This is a genomic window from Streptomyces sp. NPDC002181 (genome assembly GCF_042890485.1).
In the GTDB taxonomy this organism is placed as follows: Bacteria; Actinomycetota; Actinomycetes; order Streptomycetales; family Streptomycetaceae; genus Streptomyces.
Genome location: NZ_JBIASC010000001.1, coordinates 275,609 through 290,430 on the forward strand (window position 1 = coordinate 275,609; position 14,822 = coordinate 290,430).

The 14,822-nt window shown below is 72.9% G+C and carries 13 protein-coding genes; 7 read left to right on the top strand and 6 right to left on the bottom strand.

Annotation, left to right across the window (positions count from 1 at the left end):
• Positions 1-25: 25 nt before the first annotated feature.
• The gene (locus ACFYXV_RS01240) at positions 26-538 is read right to left on the bottom strand and encodes a MarR family winged helix-turn-helix transcriptional regulator (RefSeq protein ID WP_385469406.1); all 513 of its coding nucleotides are present in this window, start codon (positions 536-538) and stop codon (positions 26-28) included.
• Positions 539-611: 73 nt separating this feature from the next.
• Here ACFYXV_RS01240 and ACFYXV_RS01245 point away from each other — a divergent pair, with 73 nt between their 5' ends.
• Both ACFYXV_RS01245 and ACFYXV_RS01250 read left to right on the top strand, forming a co-directional pair.
• Positions 612-1,811, top strand: a complete 1,200-nt coding sequence (locus ACFYXV_RS01245) for an MFS transporter (protein ID WP_389381737.1) — start codon at positions 612-614, stop codon at positions 1,809-1,811.
• Positions 1,812-1,874: 63 nt separating this feature from the next.
• Positions 1,875-2,597: a CDP-alcohol phosphatidyltransferase family protein gene (locus ACFYXV_RS01250; protein WP_389381738.1), complete on the top strand. Its 723-nt coding sequence runs from the start codon at positions 1,875-1,877 to the stop codon at positions 2,595-2,597.
• On the opposite strand, the gene ACFYXV_RS01255 is transcribed toward ACFYXV_RS01250, so the two are convergent.
• On the bottom strand, positions 2,578-3,069 hold the full coding sequence (locus ACFYXV_RS01255; RefSeq protein WP_383346065.1) for an adenylyltransferase/cytidyltransferase family protein: 492 nt from the start codon (positions 3,067-3,069) through the stop codon (positions 2,578-2,580). The genes ACFYXV_RS01250 and ACFYXV_RS01255 overlap by 20 nt on opposite strands.
• 172 nt (positions 3,070-3,241) lie before the next feature.
• Here ACFYXV_RS01255 and ACFYXV_RS01260 point away from each other — a divergent pair, with 172 nt between their 5' ends.
• Genes ACFYXV_RS01260 through ACFYXV_RS01270 form a run of 3 tightly spaced genes read left to right on the top strand, consistent with a single transcriptional unit; the run spans position 3,242 to position 7,484 of the window.
• Positions 3,242-4,447 (top strand): glycosyltransferase family 4 protein, encoded by a 1,206-nt coding sequence (locus ACFYXV_RS01260; RefSeq protein WP_385469421.1) that lies wholly within the window; start codon positions 3,242-3,244, stop codon positions 4,445-4,447.
• Positions 4,444-6,261, top strand: a complete 1,818-nt coding sequence (locus ACFYXV_RS01265) for a lipopolysaccharide biosynthesis protein (RefSeq protein ID WP_389381739.1) — start codon at positions 4,444-4,446, stop codon at positions 6,259-6,261. Before ACFYXV_RS01260 ends, ACFYXV_RS01265 begins: the two co-directional genes overlap by 4 nt.
• Positions 6,258-7,484: a hypothetical protein gene (locus ACFYXV_RS01270; RefSeq protein WP_389381740.1), complete on the top strand. Its 1,227-nt coding sequence runs from the start codon at positions 6,258-6,260 to the stop codon at positions 7,482-7,484. Before ACFYXV_RS01265 ends, ACFYXV_RS01270 begins: the two co-directional genes overlap by 4 nt.
• Before the next feature lie 23 nt (positions 7,485-7,507).
• Here the strand turns inward: ACFYXV_RS01270 and ACFYXV_RS01275 are convergent, their stop codons facing one another.
• The gene (locus tag ACFYXV_RS01275) at positions 7,508-9,028 is read right to left on the bottom strand and encodes a hypothetical protein (RefSeq protein WP_385469397.1); all 1,521 of its coding nucleotides are present in this window, start codon (positions 9,026-9,028) and stop codon (positions 7,508-7,510) included.
• A gap of 115 nt (positions 9,029-9,143) precedes the next feature.
• Here ACFYXV_RS01275 and ACFYXV_RS01280 point away from each other — a divergent pair, with 115 nt between their 5' ends.
• Positions 9,144-9,683: a WcaF family extracellular polysaccharide biosynthesis acetyltransferase gene (locus ACFYXV_RS01280; protein WP_385469395.1), complete on the top strand. Its 540-nt coding sequence runs from the start codon at positions 9,144-9,146 to the stop codon at positions 9,681-9,683.
• Entirely contained in the window at positions 9,680-10,804 is a 1,125-nt protein-coding gene (locus ACFYXV_RS01285; protein WP_389381741.1) for a glycosyltransferase, read from the top strand. The genes ACFYXV_RS01280 and ACFYXV_RS01285 overlap by 4 nt, the downstream gene beginning before the upstream one ends.
• Positions 10,805-10,808: 4 nt before the next feature.
• Here the strand turns inward: ACFYXV_RS01285 and ACFYXV_RS01290 are convergent, their stop codons facing one another.
• The 3 genes from ACFYXV_RS01290 to ACFYXV_RS01300 form a co-directional block, all read right to left on the bottom strand.
• Entirely contained in the window at positions 10,809-11,021 is a 213-nt protein-coding gene (locus ACFYXV_RS01290; RefSeq protein ID WP_030857282.1) for a DUF6458 family protein, read from the bottom strand.
• A 126-nt stretch (positions 11,022-11,147) separates the two neighbouring features.
• Positions 11,148-11,825: a hypothetical protein gene (locus tag ACFYXV_RS01295; RefSeq protein ID WP_385469391.1), complete on the bottom strand. Its 678-nt coding sequence runs from the start codon at positions 11,823-11,825 to the stop codon at positions 11,148-11,150.
• Positions 11,826-11,944: 119 nt separating this feature from the next.
• Positions 11,945-14,725: a LamG-like jellyroll fold domain-containing protein gene (locus ACFYXV_RS01300; protein ID WP_385469389.1), complete on the bottom strand. Its 2,781-nt coding sequence runs from the start codon at positions 14,723-14,725 to the stop codon at positions 11,945-11,947.
• Positions 14,726-14,822: the final 97 nt, after the last annotated feature.

A 14,822-nucleotide genomic window follows, 5' to 3' on the forward strand; every position in this document is an offset into this window, starting at 1 on the left:
GCGGGGGCGGCCGGGGGGGCGGCCGCTACTTCTCCTGCTTCTCCTCGACGTGGCGCAGCATCCGCTTGAGGAGGGCGGAGAGCGCGGCCCGCTCCCCGTCGTCGAGGGGGCCGATCATCTCGGCCTCGGCGATACCGCGCCAGCGCATGGCCTCGGTCCAGCGCCGGTGGCCGTCGTCGGTCAGCTCCACGTCGACCCGGCGCCGGTCCACGGAGGCGCGCACCCGGCGGACCAGCCCGGACTTCTCCAGGGTGTCGAGGCGGCCGGTCATCCCGGCCGGGGAGAGCAGCAGTTCGGCGGCGAGTTCCGCGGAGGGGGCCCGCCAGGGCGTGCCGCGGGAGGCGAGCCGGTGCATGGTCTCGAACTCGAACTCCTGCAGCCCGGTCTCGGCCAGAGCCCGCTCCTTGCCGTACTTCACGTGCTTGGCCAGGAGCTGGATCCGGGTGATGACCGCCTCGGTGGGCACGTCGAAGGGGACCTTGCCGCTCCAGCGGGCGATGTGCCGGTCGACCGAATCCTCGGCGTACTCCGTGTCCATGACCCCGAGTATCGCACCTCCGATCGAATAATTCGTTGACGAATGATTCGCTGGCGAAATACTGTCTGCCGTCATGACCCCGACGATCTGGCGGCTCCTCGCCGGGCGCACCTTCGCGGCATTCGCCAGCGCCCTGATCCCCACCACCCTCACCCTGGCCGTCGTGCCCACCGGTTCGGCCGCGGACCTCGGCATCGTGCTCGCGAGCGAACTGCTCCCGATGCTGCTGCTGATGCCCGTCGCGGGCGTGGCCGCCGACCGCTTCCCCGCCCGGCGGGTCGTCCTGGCCGCGGACCTGGTGCGCGCCGCCGCGCAGGTCGCGACCGGGGCGCTGCTGCTGTCCGGTCCGGTACGCGTCCCCGAGCTCGCGGCCCTGGCGGCGCTCACCGGCGCCGGCGTCGCCTTCGGGAACCCCGCGGCCCGCACGCTCGTCGCGGCGGCCGTCCCCGCCGCGGGGCGGCTGCGGGTCAACTCCCGGCTCGGGGTGGCGACCGGCATCGCGCAGATGGCGGGGCCGGCCGCCGCGGGAGCGATGATGCTGGCCCTCGGGGCCGGCTGGTCCTCGCTGCTGACCGGCGCGCTCTTCGTCGCCTCCGCGCTCACCCTCGGCGGACTGCGGACCGCTCCGGCGCCGCTCGCGCGCACCCGCGCCGGGTTCACCGCCGAGCTGCGGGCCGGCTGGTCCGAGACCCGGCGCCACCCCTGGTTCCTGGCCAATGTGCTCGCCCACGGGGTCTGGCACTTCGCGGCGGGCCTGCTGCTCACCCTGGGACCGCTGATCGCCGTGGAGAGCCTGGGCGGGGCGGCCACCTGGGTGGTCATCGCCCAGGTGGGCACGGCCGGCCTGCTCGTCGGGGTCTGGGCCGCCGGCCGGCTGCCCGTGCGGCGGCCGCTGTACGCGGTGGCCGTCGGGGCCTCGGCGCAGGCGCTGCCGCTCACCGCCTTCGCGCTGCGGCTGCCCGCTGCGGTGGCGGCGGGCGCCTTCTTCGCCGGGATGTTCGGCGTGGGCGTGCTGAGCCCCCTGTGGGAGACGGAGATGCAGCGCCGGATCCCGCTGGAGACGCTGGGCCGGGTCGGCTCGTTCGACACCCTCATCTCCTTCGCCGCCCGGCCGCTGGGGCTGGCGGTGGCGGCGCCGCTGGCGGGGGTCACCGGGACCGCGGCTCCACTGCTGGCGGCGGCCGCCCTGACCGCCGCCGCGAACCTGTCCGTACTGCTGCTCCCGGACGTCCGCGGGGAAGCGGAGCGGGAAGCCTCACTCGCCCTGCGATGATGTGCCTTCGTACACACGTGCACCCGTACACGTGTGCCGCCGCAGCAGGAATCAGGGGTACGCATGGCGAAGGTCGGGACCGCGCTGCGGGAGCTGCGCGGGGCGCAGAAGTCGGCGAAGGGGGTGTCGCTCTATTCGCGGTTCGTCAACCGGCCCGCGGGGCGCTACCTGGCCGCCGTGTCGTACGCGCTCGGGCTGACCCCGAACCAGGTGACACTGGTCAGCGCCGCCTTCAGCTTCGCCGCCGCGGCCGCCGTGGCGCTGGCCGCGCCCTCGTGGGGGCTGGGCGTCGCGGTGTGGGCCGCGCTCGCCGTCGGCTTCGCCTTCGACTCGGCCGACGGACAGCTGGCCCGGCTGCGCGGGGGCGGCAGCGCGGCGGGCGAGTGGCTGGACCACGTGGTGGACTGCGCCAAGCTGACCGCGCTGCACACCTGCGTGCTGATCGCGTTCTACCGCTTCCCCGAGGCGTACGGGACGGGCGGGCACGGCTGGCTGCTGGTGCCGCTGGGCTTCCAGTTCTCGTCGGTCGTGACCTTCTTCGGCGGGCTGCTGACCGAGAAGCTCAAGGCCAAGCCGGCCCCGGGCAGCCCCGCCGCCGCGCCGTCGACCGTACGCGCGGTCGCGCTGCTGCCCGTCGACTACGGCGTGTTCTGCCTGGTGTTCCTCGTCCTCGGGGGCGGGGGACTGTTCCGCTGGGCGTACGCGGGGCTCGGTGCGATCGCCGCGCTGTTCCTGGCCGCGTTCCTCGCGAAGTGGTTCCGGGAGCTCAGCGCCGTTCCGCGCTGAGCGGTTCGGTCCGCGCGTCCAGGGGCTCGGACAGGGCGTCCAGGGCCCGGCGCAGCTGGGTGCTGGAGGTGTGCACCGTGTAGGGGAAGTAGACGACGTCGACGCCGACGGCGGCGAAGTCCTTCTCCAGCTTGTCGCCCTTCGGGGTGCCCCTCCAGTCGTCGCCCTTGAAGATCACGTCGAAGCGGACCTGCTTCCAGGTCTCCACCTTGTCCGGGACCGTCTCGACGAACGCCGCATCCACATACCGGACGCTACGGACGATTTCCAGCCGCTCGACGAGCGGGATCATCGGACGGCGCCCCTTGGCCAGTTCCGCCATCTCGTCGGAGACCACCCCGGCGACCAGGTAGTCGCACTGACTCCGGGCGTGCCGAAGGATGTTCAGATGTCCGATATGAAACAGATCGTACGCACCTGGGGCATACCCCACTCGGTACGGTCTGTGCGCAGGTGCGCCAAGGTCGGACATGTCGCGCTCCGTCATGAGTTACCCCCCAGCGACCACACCCCCCGGTGTGGCGGATTAGCAGACAATAGCGTGCACGTTCCCCGTGCTGTCGGTGAACGAATAGGGTGACGTGCGCATCATCCTGGGGAGAAGGGGACGTTCAGTGTCGAGATCCGGTCACCGGCGCCTACTGCTGGTTTCCACCAACTACGCTCCCGAGCACGCGGGGATTGGGCCGTACGCCACCCAGATCGCGGAGCACTGGGCGGATCTCGGCCACGACGCGCACGTGCTCGCCGGCATGCCGCACTACCCGTCGTGGTCGTTGGAGCCGGAGTACAAGGGGGCGCTCCGGCGCACGGAACGGCGCGCCGGGGTCACAGTGCACCGGCGTGCGCACACCGTGCCGCCCCGCCAGACCGCCGTCAAGCGGGCCCTCTTTGAAGGATCGATTCTGCTGCACGGCGCCGTGGCCCCGCCCCGGATGCCGCGCCCCGACGCGGTCATGGCCCAGATGCCCAGCCTGGCCGGCGGGGTGCTCGCCGCCCGGCTCGCCGCCCGCTGGAAGGTCCCCTTCGTCCCGGTCGTCCAGGACCTGATGGGCGCCGCCGCCGCGCAGAGCGGCATCAGCGGCGGCGACAAGGCGGCGGCGATCGCGGGGCGCGCGGAGGCGTACGCCCTGAAGCGGGCCACGCTGGTCGGCGTCATCCACGAGACCTTCGTGGACCGGGTCGTGGGCATGGGCGTGGACCCGGAGAAGATCCGCCTGGTGCCCAACTGGTCCCATGTGCCGCAGCCCACCCGGCCGCGCGGCCAGACCCGGCGCCACCTCGGCTGGGCCCCGGGCGAACCGGTCGTCCTGCACTCCGGGAACATGGGCCTCAAGCAGGGCCTCGAAGTGCTCGTGGGCGCCGCCCGCCTGGACCCTGGCGTCCGTTTCGTCCTCATGGGCGACGGCAGTCAGCGCGCCGCCCTCGCCGACCTCGCGGCAGACGTGCCGAATCTGGACATCATCCCCCCTGCCGCCGACGGAGAGTTCCCGGATATCCTCGCGGCGGCGGACGTACTCGCCGTGACGCAGCACGCGGCCGTGCTCGACATGAGCGTGCCGTCCAAACTGACCTCCTACTTCCAGGCCGGCCGGCCCGTCATCGCGTCCGTCGCGGCGGAGGGCGGCACGGCCCAGGAAGTGGAACGCTCGGGTGCGGGGGTACTCGTACCACCGGAGGACCCGCACGCCCTGCTGAAGGCCGTACGGGCCCTCGCCGAGGACCCCGAGGGCGCGGATGCGCTCGGGGCGGCCGGGCCCCGGCACGTGGCGGCCCACCTGAGCCGTGACGCGGGCCTGGCCCGCATCGACGCACTGATAGACGAAGCACTTGGGGGTCCGCAGCCGTGATCGAGACGAACCGCCCTGCGTCGGTCCCGGCGGAGGACGAACCGGACCTCCTCAGGGACCAGTTCAAACAGCTCCTGCGCTACCGCCGCCTCCTCGGGGCGGGTGTCGGCATCGGCCTGCTGGGCGGCGTCTACCTCGGCATCTCCACGTCCGACACGTACGTCGCGACCGCCGACATCGTGCTGCGCGCGCCGACCGACGACCCGTTCAACCCGAGCCTGGCCCCCGACAAGGCGATCAACATCGGCTCGGAGCGGCAGGTCGCGCTCAGCTCCTCCATAGCCAACGAGGCCGCGAAGAAGCTCGGCGTGACCTCGAAGGACTTCGCCGGCCTGCGCAGCGGCCTCCAGGTGACCAACCCGCCGCAGACGATGGTGCTGCGCTTCACCTACACCGCGTCCTCCCCCAGGGAGGCAGCCACCCGCGCCAACGCGATGACCGAGGCGTACCTGCTCAAGCGGCAGGAGTCCCTCGACGTCACGCGCGACAAGATGGTCAAGGGCTACCAGGACCAGCGCGACCCGGTCGCCAAGAACCTGGACGAGCTCGTCAAGCAGATCAACGCCATGCCGGCGGGCACGGGCCGCGACGCCGCGTACTCCTCGAAGACCGACCTGCAGAGCAAGGTCAACACCCTCAACGGGAACATCGCCAAGCTCCAGGCCCTCGACATGAGCCCGGGCCGGGTCACCAGCCCCGCGACCCCGCCGTCCGACACCGACGGTCCGGGCCTCGTGATGTCGCTGGCACTCGGCGCGGCCGTGGGCCTGGCCCTGGGCCTGCTCGCCGCGTGGGTCCGGCTCGTGTTCGACCCCGCGCCGCGCTCCGAGGGCGATGTCGCGCGGGCCCTGCGCGCCCCCGTGCTCGGCTACCTTCCGCGTCCCAAGACCGGCGGCGGGCCGCTGCTCGCGGCCGGCGAGGAGGACCCGCGGCTCGCCGAGGAGTTCCGCTCGGTGGCCTTCCGCCTCGCGTACGACTCCCGCTTCGCCGACCGGCGCCGGCTGCTGGTCGTCGCCCCGCGCGGCAGCAGCGAGACGGCCGCCGCGGCGGCCGTGAACCTGGCCGCCTCCTTCGCCGAGACCGGCAAGGACGTCCTGCTGATCGAGGCCGACCTGCGCACGCCGGTCCTGGCCAGCCAGCTGCCGACCGGCGCGGGACGGCCGCGCTGGAGCCAGGCGCCGGGCGGCGCCTCCGGCGGCGGCGCGGCCGCGGCCCACGGGGACACCGACTGGCCCGACGGGCGCCAGCTCGTCGTCGACGCCGGGGAGTCGGGCGACTTCGACCTGATCCCGGGCGAGCCGGTGCGCAACGTGGCCCGCGCGCTGACCTCCCCGCGCGCCACCCGGCTGATCTCCGAGGCGGACTCCCCCAACTCCACGGTCGTCGTGCTGGCGCCGCCCGTGCTCTCGTACGCCGACGCGCTCGCGCTCGTCGACCGCGTCGACGGCGTCCTGGTCGTCTGTGACCCGCGCGCCGTCCACCGCACCGACCTGTCCCGGATCCGCGAGCTGATCAGCGGCGCCGGCGGCACGGTGCTCGGCGCGGTGCTGCACGCACCGCTGCCGGGCGAGAAGCGCGGCCGGGGCGGGCGCGGCGGCAAGGCGAAGGGCGCGCCCCCCGCCCCGGCGCAGGCCTCCTCGCGGCCGTCCGCGCCGCAGGCCCAGCCGCTCACGCGGCAGCCGAACCAGGGTCAGGGCCAGGGCCAGGGCCAGCAAGGTCAGCAGGCGCACCGGCAGGCCGAGCCCGAGCAGCACATCCCGGGCGACGGGACGGACACGGTGGCCCTGCGCACGGTGCGCATGGGCCGCAGATGAGCCGGCGCGGCCTCGCCGCCGTCTCCTCGGTCCTGGACCAGGCCGCGTCCAGCGCCACCAACATCCTGGTGCTGGTGCTGGCCGCCCGGCTGTCCTCGGCGTCCGGGTTCGCCGACTTCTCGATGGTGTACGTGACGTTCAGCGTGCTCCTCGGGCTGAACATGGCGTACGTCGGCCAGACGGTGGTGCTGGAGAAGGACGAGGAGCGGCTGGGCGCGGTGTGCCGTTCGGGCCTGGCCTTCACGGCGGCCGCCTCGGCAGCCGCCGGAGTGCTGCTGGCCCTCGTCGGCCTCGCCGTACCCGGAGCCGCGGGCCGGGCCTTCCTCGCGCTGGGCCTCGTGCTGCCGCTGGTGCTCGTCCAGGACGGGCTGCGGTACTGCTTCTCGGCGCTGCGGACCCCCGAGCGGGCGCTGGCCGCGGACGCGCTGCGGCTGGTGTGCGTCGTCGCCGCGCTGCTGCTCCAGCCTGAAGGGGCTTCGGCGGGGCGGCTCGTGCTGGTGTGGGGGGTCTCGGCGCTGCCGGCGCTGGCGCTGGGCCTGGTGCTGCTGCGTCCGTACGTCCGGGGCTCGGCGGCCGATCTGCGGCCGTACCTGCGGCGCGGGCACCTCGGTCAGCGGTTCGTGGTCGAGTTCGCGGTGGGCAACGGCTCCAGCCAGCTGGCGGTGCTGGGGCTCGGCCTGTTCGCGACCCCGCTGGCGGTGGGCTCGCTGCGGGGTGCGACCACCTTGTTCGGCCCGCTGAACGTCCTGTTCAACTCGGCGAACGCGTTCGGCCCGCCGGTGGTGGGGCGCGCGTCCGGCAAACGGGGCGTGGTCCGGCTGACGGTGGCCATGGGCGGTGTGCTGGCGGCGCTGGGCGCAGGCTGGGGCGCGGTCCTCTACGCGCTGCCCGAGCGCCTGGGCCGGGAACTGCTGGGCGACACGTGGGCAGCGGCCTCCGCCCTCCTCCCGGCCACGGGAGCCCAGTACGCGGTGATGGGCCTCGGCACGTGCGCCCTGCTCACCCTGCGCGTCCTCAACCCGAAGGCGACGCTCTCCCTCCAGGTGGTCTTCTCGCTGCTGTCGGTGGCCCTGCTGCTCGGCGGGTACGCGCTGGCCGGGGTGGCCGGCGCCGCCTGGGGGCTGGCGGCCGGCTCGGCCCTGAAGGCCGCGGCGGCGTGGCTGCGCGTCTCCCGCCTCCCGGCCGCCCGCCCCTCCGAGGCGGGCATCACCACCGCGGCCTGAGCCACCTGACCGCGACGACACCCCTAGCGCAGGACGGTGGACTTGTCCTGGCGGTACGTCGCCACCAGCGCCAGGCACAGGGCGGCGATCGCCACCCGGCCGGAGGCCTGGAGCAGGGGGCCGCGGAGCAGGATGAACGAGTAGCCCGCCACCAGCGGGACCACCACCGAGATCAGGCTGCCCGGTGGTGAGCGCCGCGTGGCGCGCTTCGCGTAGCGGCGGTCCACCCGGGCGGCCGCGTACCCCGTGGCCAGGAGCCCCGCGCCCATGCCGAGCGGGCCGAAGTCCAGCCACAGCTCGGCCCAGATCGGGGACGAGAGGTTGGTGTTGACCGTCCCCATCCACTCGCCGACCATCACGCCCGTGTCCTTCGGCTTGCCCGGCCACACCGAACGCGGCACCGCGAAGAAGACGGATCCGGCGAGCTGGCGCCCGTACAGGTGCCCGGGCCCGGAGTTCGAGTACGTGATGGTGTTGGCGAACATGCCGATCTGGTCGTAGTCCTTCAGCGCCATCGGCTCCAGGAACGACGTGGTCTCGACCGGCTTGTAGTTCTTCTCGTCGTAGCGGAAGCGGTCCGCGAACGGGAACACGAGCAGGGCGATCACCACGGCCATCGACAGGGCCACCCGGTACATCGCGGCGCTCACCGGGAAGACGGTGAACAGCAGCGCGAACATGACCGTGAGGAACCAGTACCGCGGGTTCGAGATCGGGTTGTTGACCACCAGGTTGAGCAGGGCGAGCGCCCCCCAGGTGACGATGATCGACACCTTGCGGCGGGCGTACGTGGAGGTGATCAGCCAGCGCGTGTAGAGCAGCAGGGCGAGCAGCGCCGGGACCGTGCCGAAGCCGCGCAGCAGGGCCTGCCCGGCCTGGCCGTCGCCGTTGGAGACGCCCGCCTCCTCGATGCCCGCGATGATCTCCTGGCGGCTGGAGAAGAACACCGCCGGGCCGCCGAGCTTCATGATGAACGCGGCGCTGCACAGGAAGGCGAGCCCGGTCAGCAGCTGGAGGCGGCGCCGGTGGGCCATGACCGGCCGCGGCTCCTTCTGGGATCCGCCGGCCCGCCCGGCCGGCCGGTGGCGGGCGAGCAGGACGCCGACGTCGAACGCCGTGCAGCCGAGCAGGACCAGGCCGATGGCGACGGTGAGGTCGGAGCGGGGGCCGACCACGGGGGTCGGGACCCGGCCCAGGACGGCCTGGGCGAGCGGGGCCACGCCCATCGCCATGTAGACGAAGAGCCAGAAGGAGCCCTGGAGCAGCTTGCGCCGACTGGTCAGGACCATCGCGGAGAGCCGGGCACCCGCGTACATCGTGAGCAGGAGCTGGAGCCAGAAGGCCGCGTCGCGCTGCCCGTCGCCGGGCTGGACGGCGACGATCAGCGGGAGGAAGACGGTGAAGCCGAGGATGAGCGGGACGGACAGGGCGCGGGAGAGCAGGGTGCGCGGGGTGGTGACCCGGCCCCATTTGTGCGCGTCGTCCGGTTCGGGGACGGGCGGAACCGGCGGGGTCACCGAGGGCTTGCGTATGTCCGTTGCCACTGCTGCCCCCGCCCGATGTGCCTGGTCCGCGCGCAGTCTAATCTGAGCGGGCGGCGCCCGGGGAGGCGCTCCCGCGGAGGGCGACGAGCCCGCGGCGCACGATGAGGGGCGACAGTTGCGTGACCTTCCTGCTTTCACGCTGGCCGGATACGACAAAGGGCGCGGACTGCTGACGCAGGCGCTCTGGTTCGCGGTGATGAACACGCTGTTCATGGCGTGGTTCTGCCCGGCCCGGCTGCGGGTGGCGCTGCTGCGCGCGTTCGGCGCGCGGATCGGCGAGGGCGTGCTGATCCGGCACAAGGTGCGGGTGCTGTGGCCGTGGAAGCTCACCGTCGGCGACCACACGTGGATCGGCGAGGGCGCCTGGCTGCTGAACCTGGAGCCGGTGACCATCGGGGCGAACGTCTGCGTCTCGCAGGAGGCGATGCTCTGCACCGGCTCGCACGACCACCGGGCCGCCGACTTCCGCTACCGCAACGCGCCGATCGTGGTCGAGGACGGTGCGTGGGTGGCCGTACGGGCGACCGTGCTGGCCGGGGTCACGGTGGGCCGCTGCGCGGTGGCGGGTGCCGGATCCGTGGTCCACAGAAACCTTCCTGCACTGACGCTGCAGACGATGGACGGGCAGCGCCGCCCGGTCGAGGAGCCCAAGTGAGAGTCCTGCACGCCGTCACGCTCCACTCCCCCTCGCACGCGTTCGGCGGGCCGGTCCGGGTCGCGCTGAACCTGGCCGGGGGACTGCGGGCCCGCGGCCACGAGGCACGGCTGCTCGCGCTCGGCGAGGGCTTCCCCGACCCGTGGCCGACCTCGGTGGAGGGAGTGCCGGCGAAGCTGTTCCCGGCCCGCCGCATCCTGCCGCTGGGCTTCAGCGGAATGACCTCGCCGGCCCTGCTGGCCTCGGCGGGCCGCCTGGTCCGGGACGCGGACCTGGTCCACGTCCACCTGGCGCGGGACCTCGTGACCCTGCCGGTGGCCCTCGCCGCGCTGCGGGCCGGCAGACCGCTGGTGCTCCAGACCCACGGGATGGTGGACCCGAGCGGGAAGCTGCTGGCCAAGGTGCTGGACGCGGTGGCCGTACGCAGGCTGCTGCGCGGCGCGGACGCGGTGCTGTACCTGACCCCGCACGAACGCGAGGGCCTCGACGCGGTGGTGGGCGGCCCTCTGGCGGGGGCCGTCCGGCTGGTGAACGGCACGCCCGCGCAGGAGGAGCGGCCGGCCCCGGCCGGTCCCCCGCGCATCCTGTACTCGGCGCGCCTGCAGGCCCGCAAGCGCCCGGTGGACTTCGTGGACGCGGCCCCGGCGGTCCTGGCGGCCCACCCCGACGCGGAGTTCGTGGTGGCCGGCCCGGACGAGGGCGAACTGGCGGCGGTGCGGGCGCGCATAGCGGAGCTGGGCCTGGCCTCCCGCTTCACGGTCCCGGGCGCGCTGTCCACCGCCGAGGTCCTGACGGAGCTGCGCCGGGCGCACGTCTACGTCCTGCCCTCGGTGGACGAGCCGTTCCCGATGTCGGTGCTGGAAGCCCTGTCGGTCGGCGTCCCCGCGGTGGTCACGCACTCCAACGGCCTGGCCCGCGACATCGCGTCCGCGGGCGCCGGCCGGGCGGTCCCGCCGGGCCCGGCGGGCGTGGCGGAGGCCGTCCTGGAGCTCCTGGACCCCGGGGCGAACGCGAAGGCCGGCGCGGCGGCCCGCGAACTGGCCGCGTCCGCCTTCTCGATGGACGCGGTCCTGGACACCCTCCTGCCGGTCTACGAGGGGGCCATGCGCCGGCGGGTGTGACGGGCTACAGCTCGCGGTGGGTCTCGTCGACCACCGGGAGGGCCGCCGCGCGGCGGCGCTTGAAGACGCTCGCGTAGACGGCGAGGCCGATGGCACCCGCCGCCATCATGATCAGCCCGACGACGTCGAGGTTGACGCTCTCCATCTTCCAGTCCGTCGCGAAGGTGAGGATGGCCCCCACCACGATCAGCGCGATGCAGCCGCCGATGCCTCCCATGTGATTCGCCTCCGCAGTCGTTGTCGTCTGACCGCGCGGCTACCCGGGAAGCGGATGCGAAAACGCCGCCCCCGGCCCGGAGTTCGGGCAGGGGGCGGCGTTCGCGTCCGTGCGGGACGGGAGGGGTTACGCCGGGATCCAGGCGTAGCAGCCCGCCGACGTGAAGGCCGCCGTGCCCGCGGGGATCGTGGCCGTGATCTTGTCGCCCGCCTTCACGGGGGCTTCGGGGCCCGAGGCCAGGACCGCGCCGTCCTTGCCCTTCGCCTCCCAGGTGCAGTTCGTGGCCTGGGTCAGCGCCCGGTACGTGCCCGCCGCGGGCGACGTGCGGGTCCCGTCGGGGAAGCCCTTCGACGCCGCGTCCAGGATCGGCTTCTGCTCCGGGCACAGGTACGTGATCGCGTCCTTCGCCCCCGGGATCTCCCCGGCGACGATGGCCCCGGTCGCCGCGTCCTTGTCGCGCTTCGCGGTGCGCTCCACCCGCTGGCAGGACTCCTGGCCGGTCTGGAGGACGGCCGCCGGGTCCATCTTCTCGGGGACGCGCCCGCTCAGGTACTGCTTCTCGTTGGCCTTGAAGCTTCCCGTCTTCGGGGTGAGCTTCGAGTCCGGCAGGACCGGACCGGTCGGCTTCGCGTCGGGCGAGACGGGCGCGGCCGAGGCGTCCGCGGGATCCGGGACCGACGAGGCGGCCGGCGGCTTCGGCTTCGCCGCCCCTGCGTCGGCCTTGCCTTCGCCGCCCGAGCTGCAGGCGGTCAGGGTCAGAGCCGCGGCCAGCAGAACAGCAGCCGCGGCGGAGCGTCGGTACATCTCTGGGGCTCCCGTATTACGTGCCGGTATTACGTGCCGGTCGAGCTGACCGGCGGAACTCGGGGGTGGAGCGCGGGGCCCGGCCGTCGTGCGTGCCGGGCCCCGCGTCCGTCAGGCGCTTACTTCGGGCCGAACGTGAGGACGAGCTGCGGAGCGGCGTCCGCGGCCGTCGCCTCCATGGACCAGATCCACAGCGGGTCGGTGCCCGTGCTCGTCAGGGCCATGCTGTAGCCGGTGCCCAGCACCGGGGTGAGCGCGGCGGTGTCCAGCGGGGTGCTCTGGATCGCCGAGCCGTCCGGCACGCTCGCGAACGAGCCGAGCTCGGTGGCGCCGAGCGCGGGCTTGGTGTTGAAGGTGGTGCCGGCGCCGCTCCAGGTACCGGTGACCGGGACCACGGAGATCTTGTCGGTCGTACCGGCGTTCGCCTGGGTCGACGTCTTGATCTGGAGCGCGGCGGACTTCAGGACCTGCCCGGCCGGCGCGGCCGGCAGGTTGAAGCGCAGGTACGTCTGGTACGCCGAGGTGCCGCGGACCGCCAGGGAGGTGCTCGCACCGTTGGCGGCGCTCGGGGCGCCCTGGTTGACGTAGGTGTCCTCGGTCGCGGAGACCTTGGAGACCGTGTCGGACGGCGCCTTGGCCAGGTCGTAGTGCTTCTTGGCCTGGGCCGCGGTGAGCGCCTTCGGGTAGACGGCCGTCTCGTCGATCTGGCCGGCGAAGAAGTTGCTCGTCGGCTTGTTCGGCCAGCCGCTCAGGTTGTCGCCGCCGACGTGCCAGAAGCCCTCGTACGCGACCGAGCTGGTGACGTTGTTCAGCGTGCCCTTGCTCTGACCGTCGACGATCAGCTCCATGCCGCCCGCACCCAGGGTGCCGACGACGTGGTGCCACTTGTTGTCGTTGTACGTGTCGAACAGGCCGGTGGTGATGGTGCGCGCCGAACCGTTGCTGACGCCGAAGACCAGACGCCCGTTGTTGGTCATGTAGATCTGCTTGTCGTACGAGCCGCTGGAGCGGTCCGTGTTGCTGCCGAAGCCGACCAGCTTGCCGCCGCGCGTGGTGTTCGTCTTGAACCACGTCTCGATCGAGAAGGTGTTGCCCACCGTCTGGCGGTGGTCGCTGTACACCTGCTGGCTGGTGCCGTTGAAGCCCATCGCCGTGCTGGCGCCGCTGATCGCGCCGGGCGTCTGGCGCAGGGCCGGGGCGTTGAGCTGGACACCGCTGGTGTTGCCGGCGACCGAGGAGTCGGCGACGTACGGGCTGACGACGTCGTCGTAGCGCCAGTACAGGCCGGCGCCGTCGGCGCGGACCTGCTCCGGGTAGGACTGGACCGAGCTCGGGACCGTGACCGCGGCGTTGGCCGACAGGGCGCTGGTGTTGCCCGCCGCGTCGGTGGCCGTCACGCGGTAGGTGTACGACTGGCCGGCTTTGGCCGTGGTGTCGGTCCAGGAGGCCTGCGGACGCTGCCACTCCAGGGACTCGGCGGCGACGGTGGCGATGGGGCTGGACGAGCCGTTGCGGTAGATGCGGTACGTCAGCTTGCTGTCGTCGGCGTCGTAGCTGGTGCGCCAGCGGACCTGGACCTCGTCCGGCTTGACGCTGCCGGCGCTGGCGACCGGGGTGGTCGGGGCGCCGACGTCGCCGGTGGAGGCGAAGCGGGTGAGCGCCTGCTGCGGCTTGCCGTTGATGGTGGTGAACTCACCGCCCGACCACAGGTACTTGACGTCGTTCTTCTCGGCGATGGTCAGCGTGCGCGGGCCGATGCCCTCGCCGATGCCGTCGTTGGCGGTGGGGTGCCAGCCGAGCTTGCGCGGGCTGCGCACGAACCCGTCCACGGGCGCGGGGGCGGCGCCTTCGTAGTTGGTCAGCTGCGCGTTGAAGAAGTTGCGCTTGCCGTCGGGGAACTGGCCCTCAAGGGAGCAGTCGTGCGCGTGCGAGGCGCTGTAGAGCACTCCGTCGTACGGCAGGACGGCCTGGGTCGCGCCGAGGCAGCGGTCGCGCCACTTCTCGCTGAAGTCGCTGAGGTTCAGGCCGATGCGGCCGTCGAAGACGCCGCCGCCCGAGCCCTCGTTGCCGGTGTAGAAGCCGGTCGAGTCGGTGGCGATGTCCTTGACCACCGAGTTCGACGGGATGTTGCTGTACGTCTTGGCGACCGCGCCGGTGGTGGCGTTGACGACGGCCAGGGCGTGCGTGCTCTTGCCGTTGATGTCGAAGAAGTCACCGCCCAGCAGGACGTTCTTGCCGTCCGGGGTGACCTCGATGGCGCGGCCCGGCTCGTCGGCGTTGGCGGTGAAGGGCTTCAGCGCGCCGGAGCCCGCGTCCACGGCGGCGAACCGCTCGCGGGTCTGGCCCTCGACGGTGCCGAAGTCGCCGGCCGCGTACACGGTGTCGTCGGTGACGGCGAGTCCGCGCACGGTGGCGGGGAAGCCCGGGTGGAAGGCGGCCTTGGGGGTGCAGGTCGCGATGTCGATCGCGGCCATGCTGGAGACCGGGGTGCCGTTGACGGCGCCGAAGTAGCCGCCCGCGTACAGGGTCTTCTTGTCCTTGGAGACTTCCAGGGCACGCACGGTCGCGCTGCCGTCGCCGGTGGTGAAGGCGAGCTTGCACGAGGTCGGGTTGCCCGTCGCGGCGTCGAGCGCCACGAAGTTGACCGCTTCCTGCTCCGCGCCGCTGGTGCCGTCGGGCGGGCGGACGGCGGAGAAGGTGCCGGCGGCGAAGACGGTGCCGTTCGCCTCGGCCGTCGCGAAGACGATGCCGTTGGGCTGCCAGGTGGGCAGCTCGTCGGCGGTGAATGCCACGGGAGGCGTGATGGCGGACGCCTCGGGCATCAACACCAGGCCTATGCCGGTGCCGGCGCCGGCCAGTGACAGGACGAGGGCAGCAGTCAGCCCTCTGGATCTACGCATGAGCCCCCCAGGGCAATCGCCCGGTTTGATGGCTGGAACTATCCGAACAGCCATATGTACTGGCGCAGACTAGGGCTCCAGCGAGAACCTGGTCACC

Bases quoted from the DNA above. Each gene is read 5' to 3' on its own strand.
- ACFYXV_RS01245 (WP_389381737.1), top strand. From the start codon at position 612: ATGACCCCGACGATCTGGCGGCTCCTCGCCGGGCGCACCTTCGCGGCA.
- ACFYXV_RS01250 (WP_389381738.1), top strand. From the start codon at position 1,875: ATGGCGAAGGTCGGGACCGCGCTGCGGGAGCTGCGCGGGGCGCAGAAG.
- ACFYXV_RS01255 (WP_383346065.1), bottom strand. From the start codon at position 3,069: ATGTCCGACCTTGGCGCACCTGCGCACAGACCGTACCGAGTGGGGTAT.
- ACFYXV_RS01290 (WP_030857282.1), bottom strand. From the start codon at position 11,021: ATGGGAGGCATCGGCGGCTGCATCGCGCTGATCGTGGTGGGGGCCATC.
- ACFYXV_RS01300 (WP_385469389.1), bottom strand. From the start codon at position 14,725: ATGCGTAGATCCAGAGGGCTGACTGCTGCCCTCGTCCTGTCACTGGCC.
- ACFYXV_RS01295 (WP_385469391.1), bottom strand. From the start codon at position 11,825: ATGTACCGACGCTCCGCCGCGGCTGCTGTTCTGCTGGCCGCGGCTCTG.
- ACFYXV_RS01240 (WP_385469406.1), bottom strand. From the start codon at position 538: ATGGACACGGAGTACGCCGAGGATTCGGTCGACCGGCACATCGCCCGC.
- ACFYXV_RS01270 (WP_389381740.1), top strand. From the start codon at position 6,258: ATGAGCCGGCGCGGCCTCGCCGCCGTCTCCTCGGTCCTGGACCAGGCC.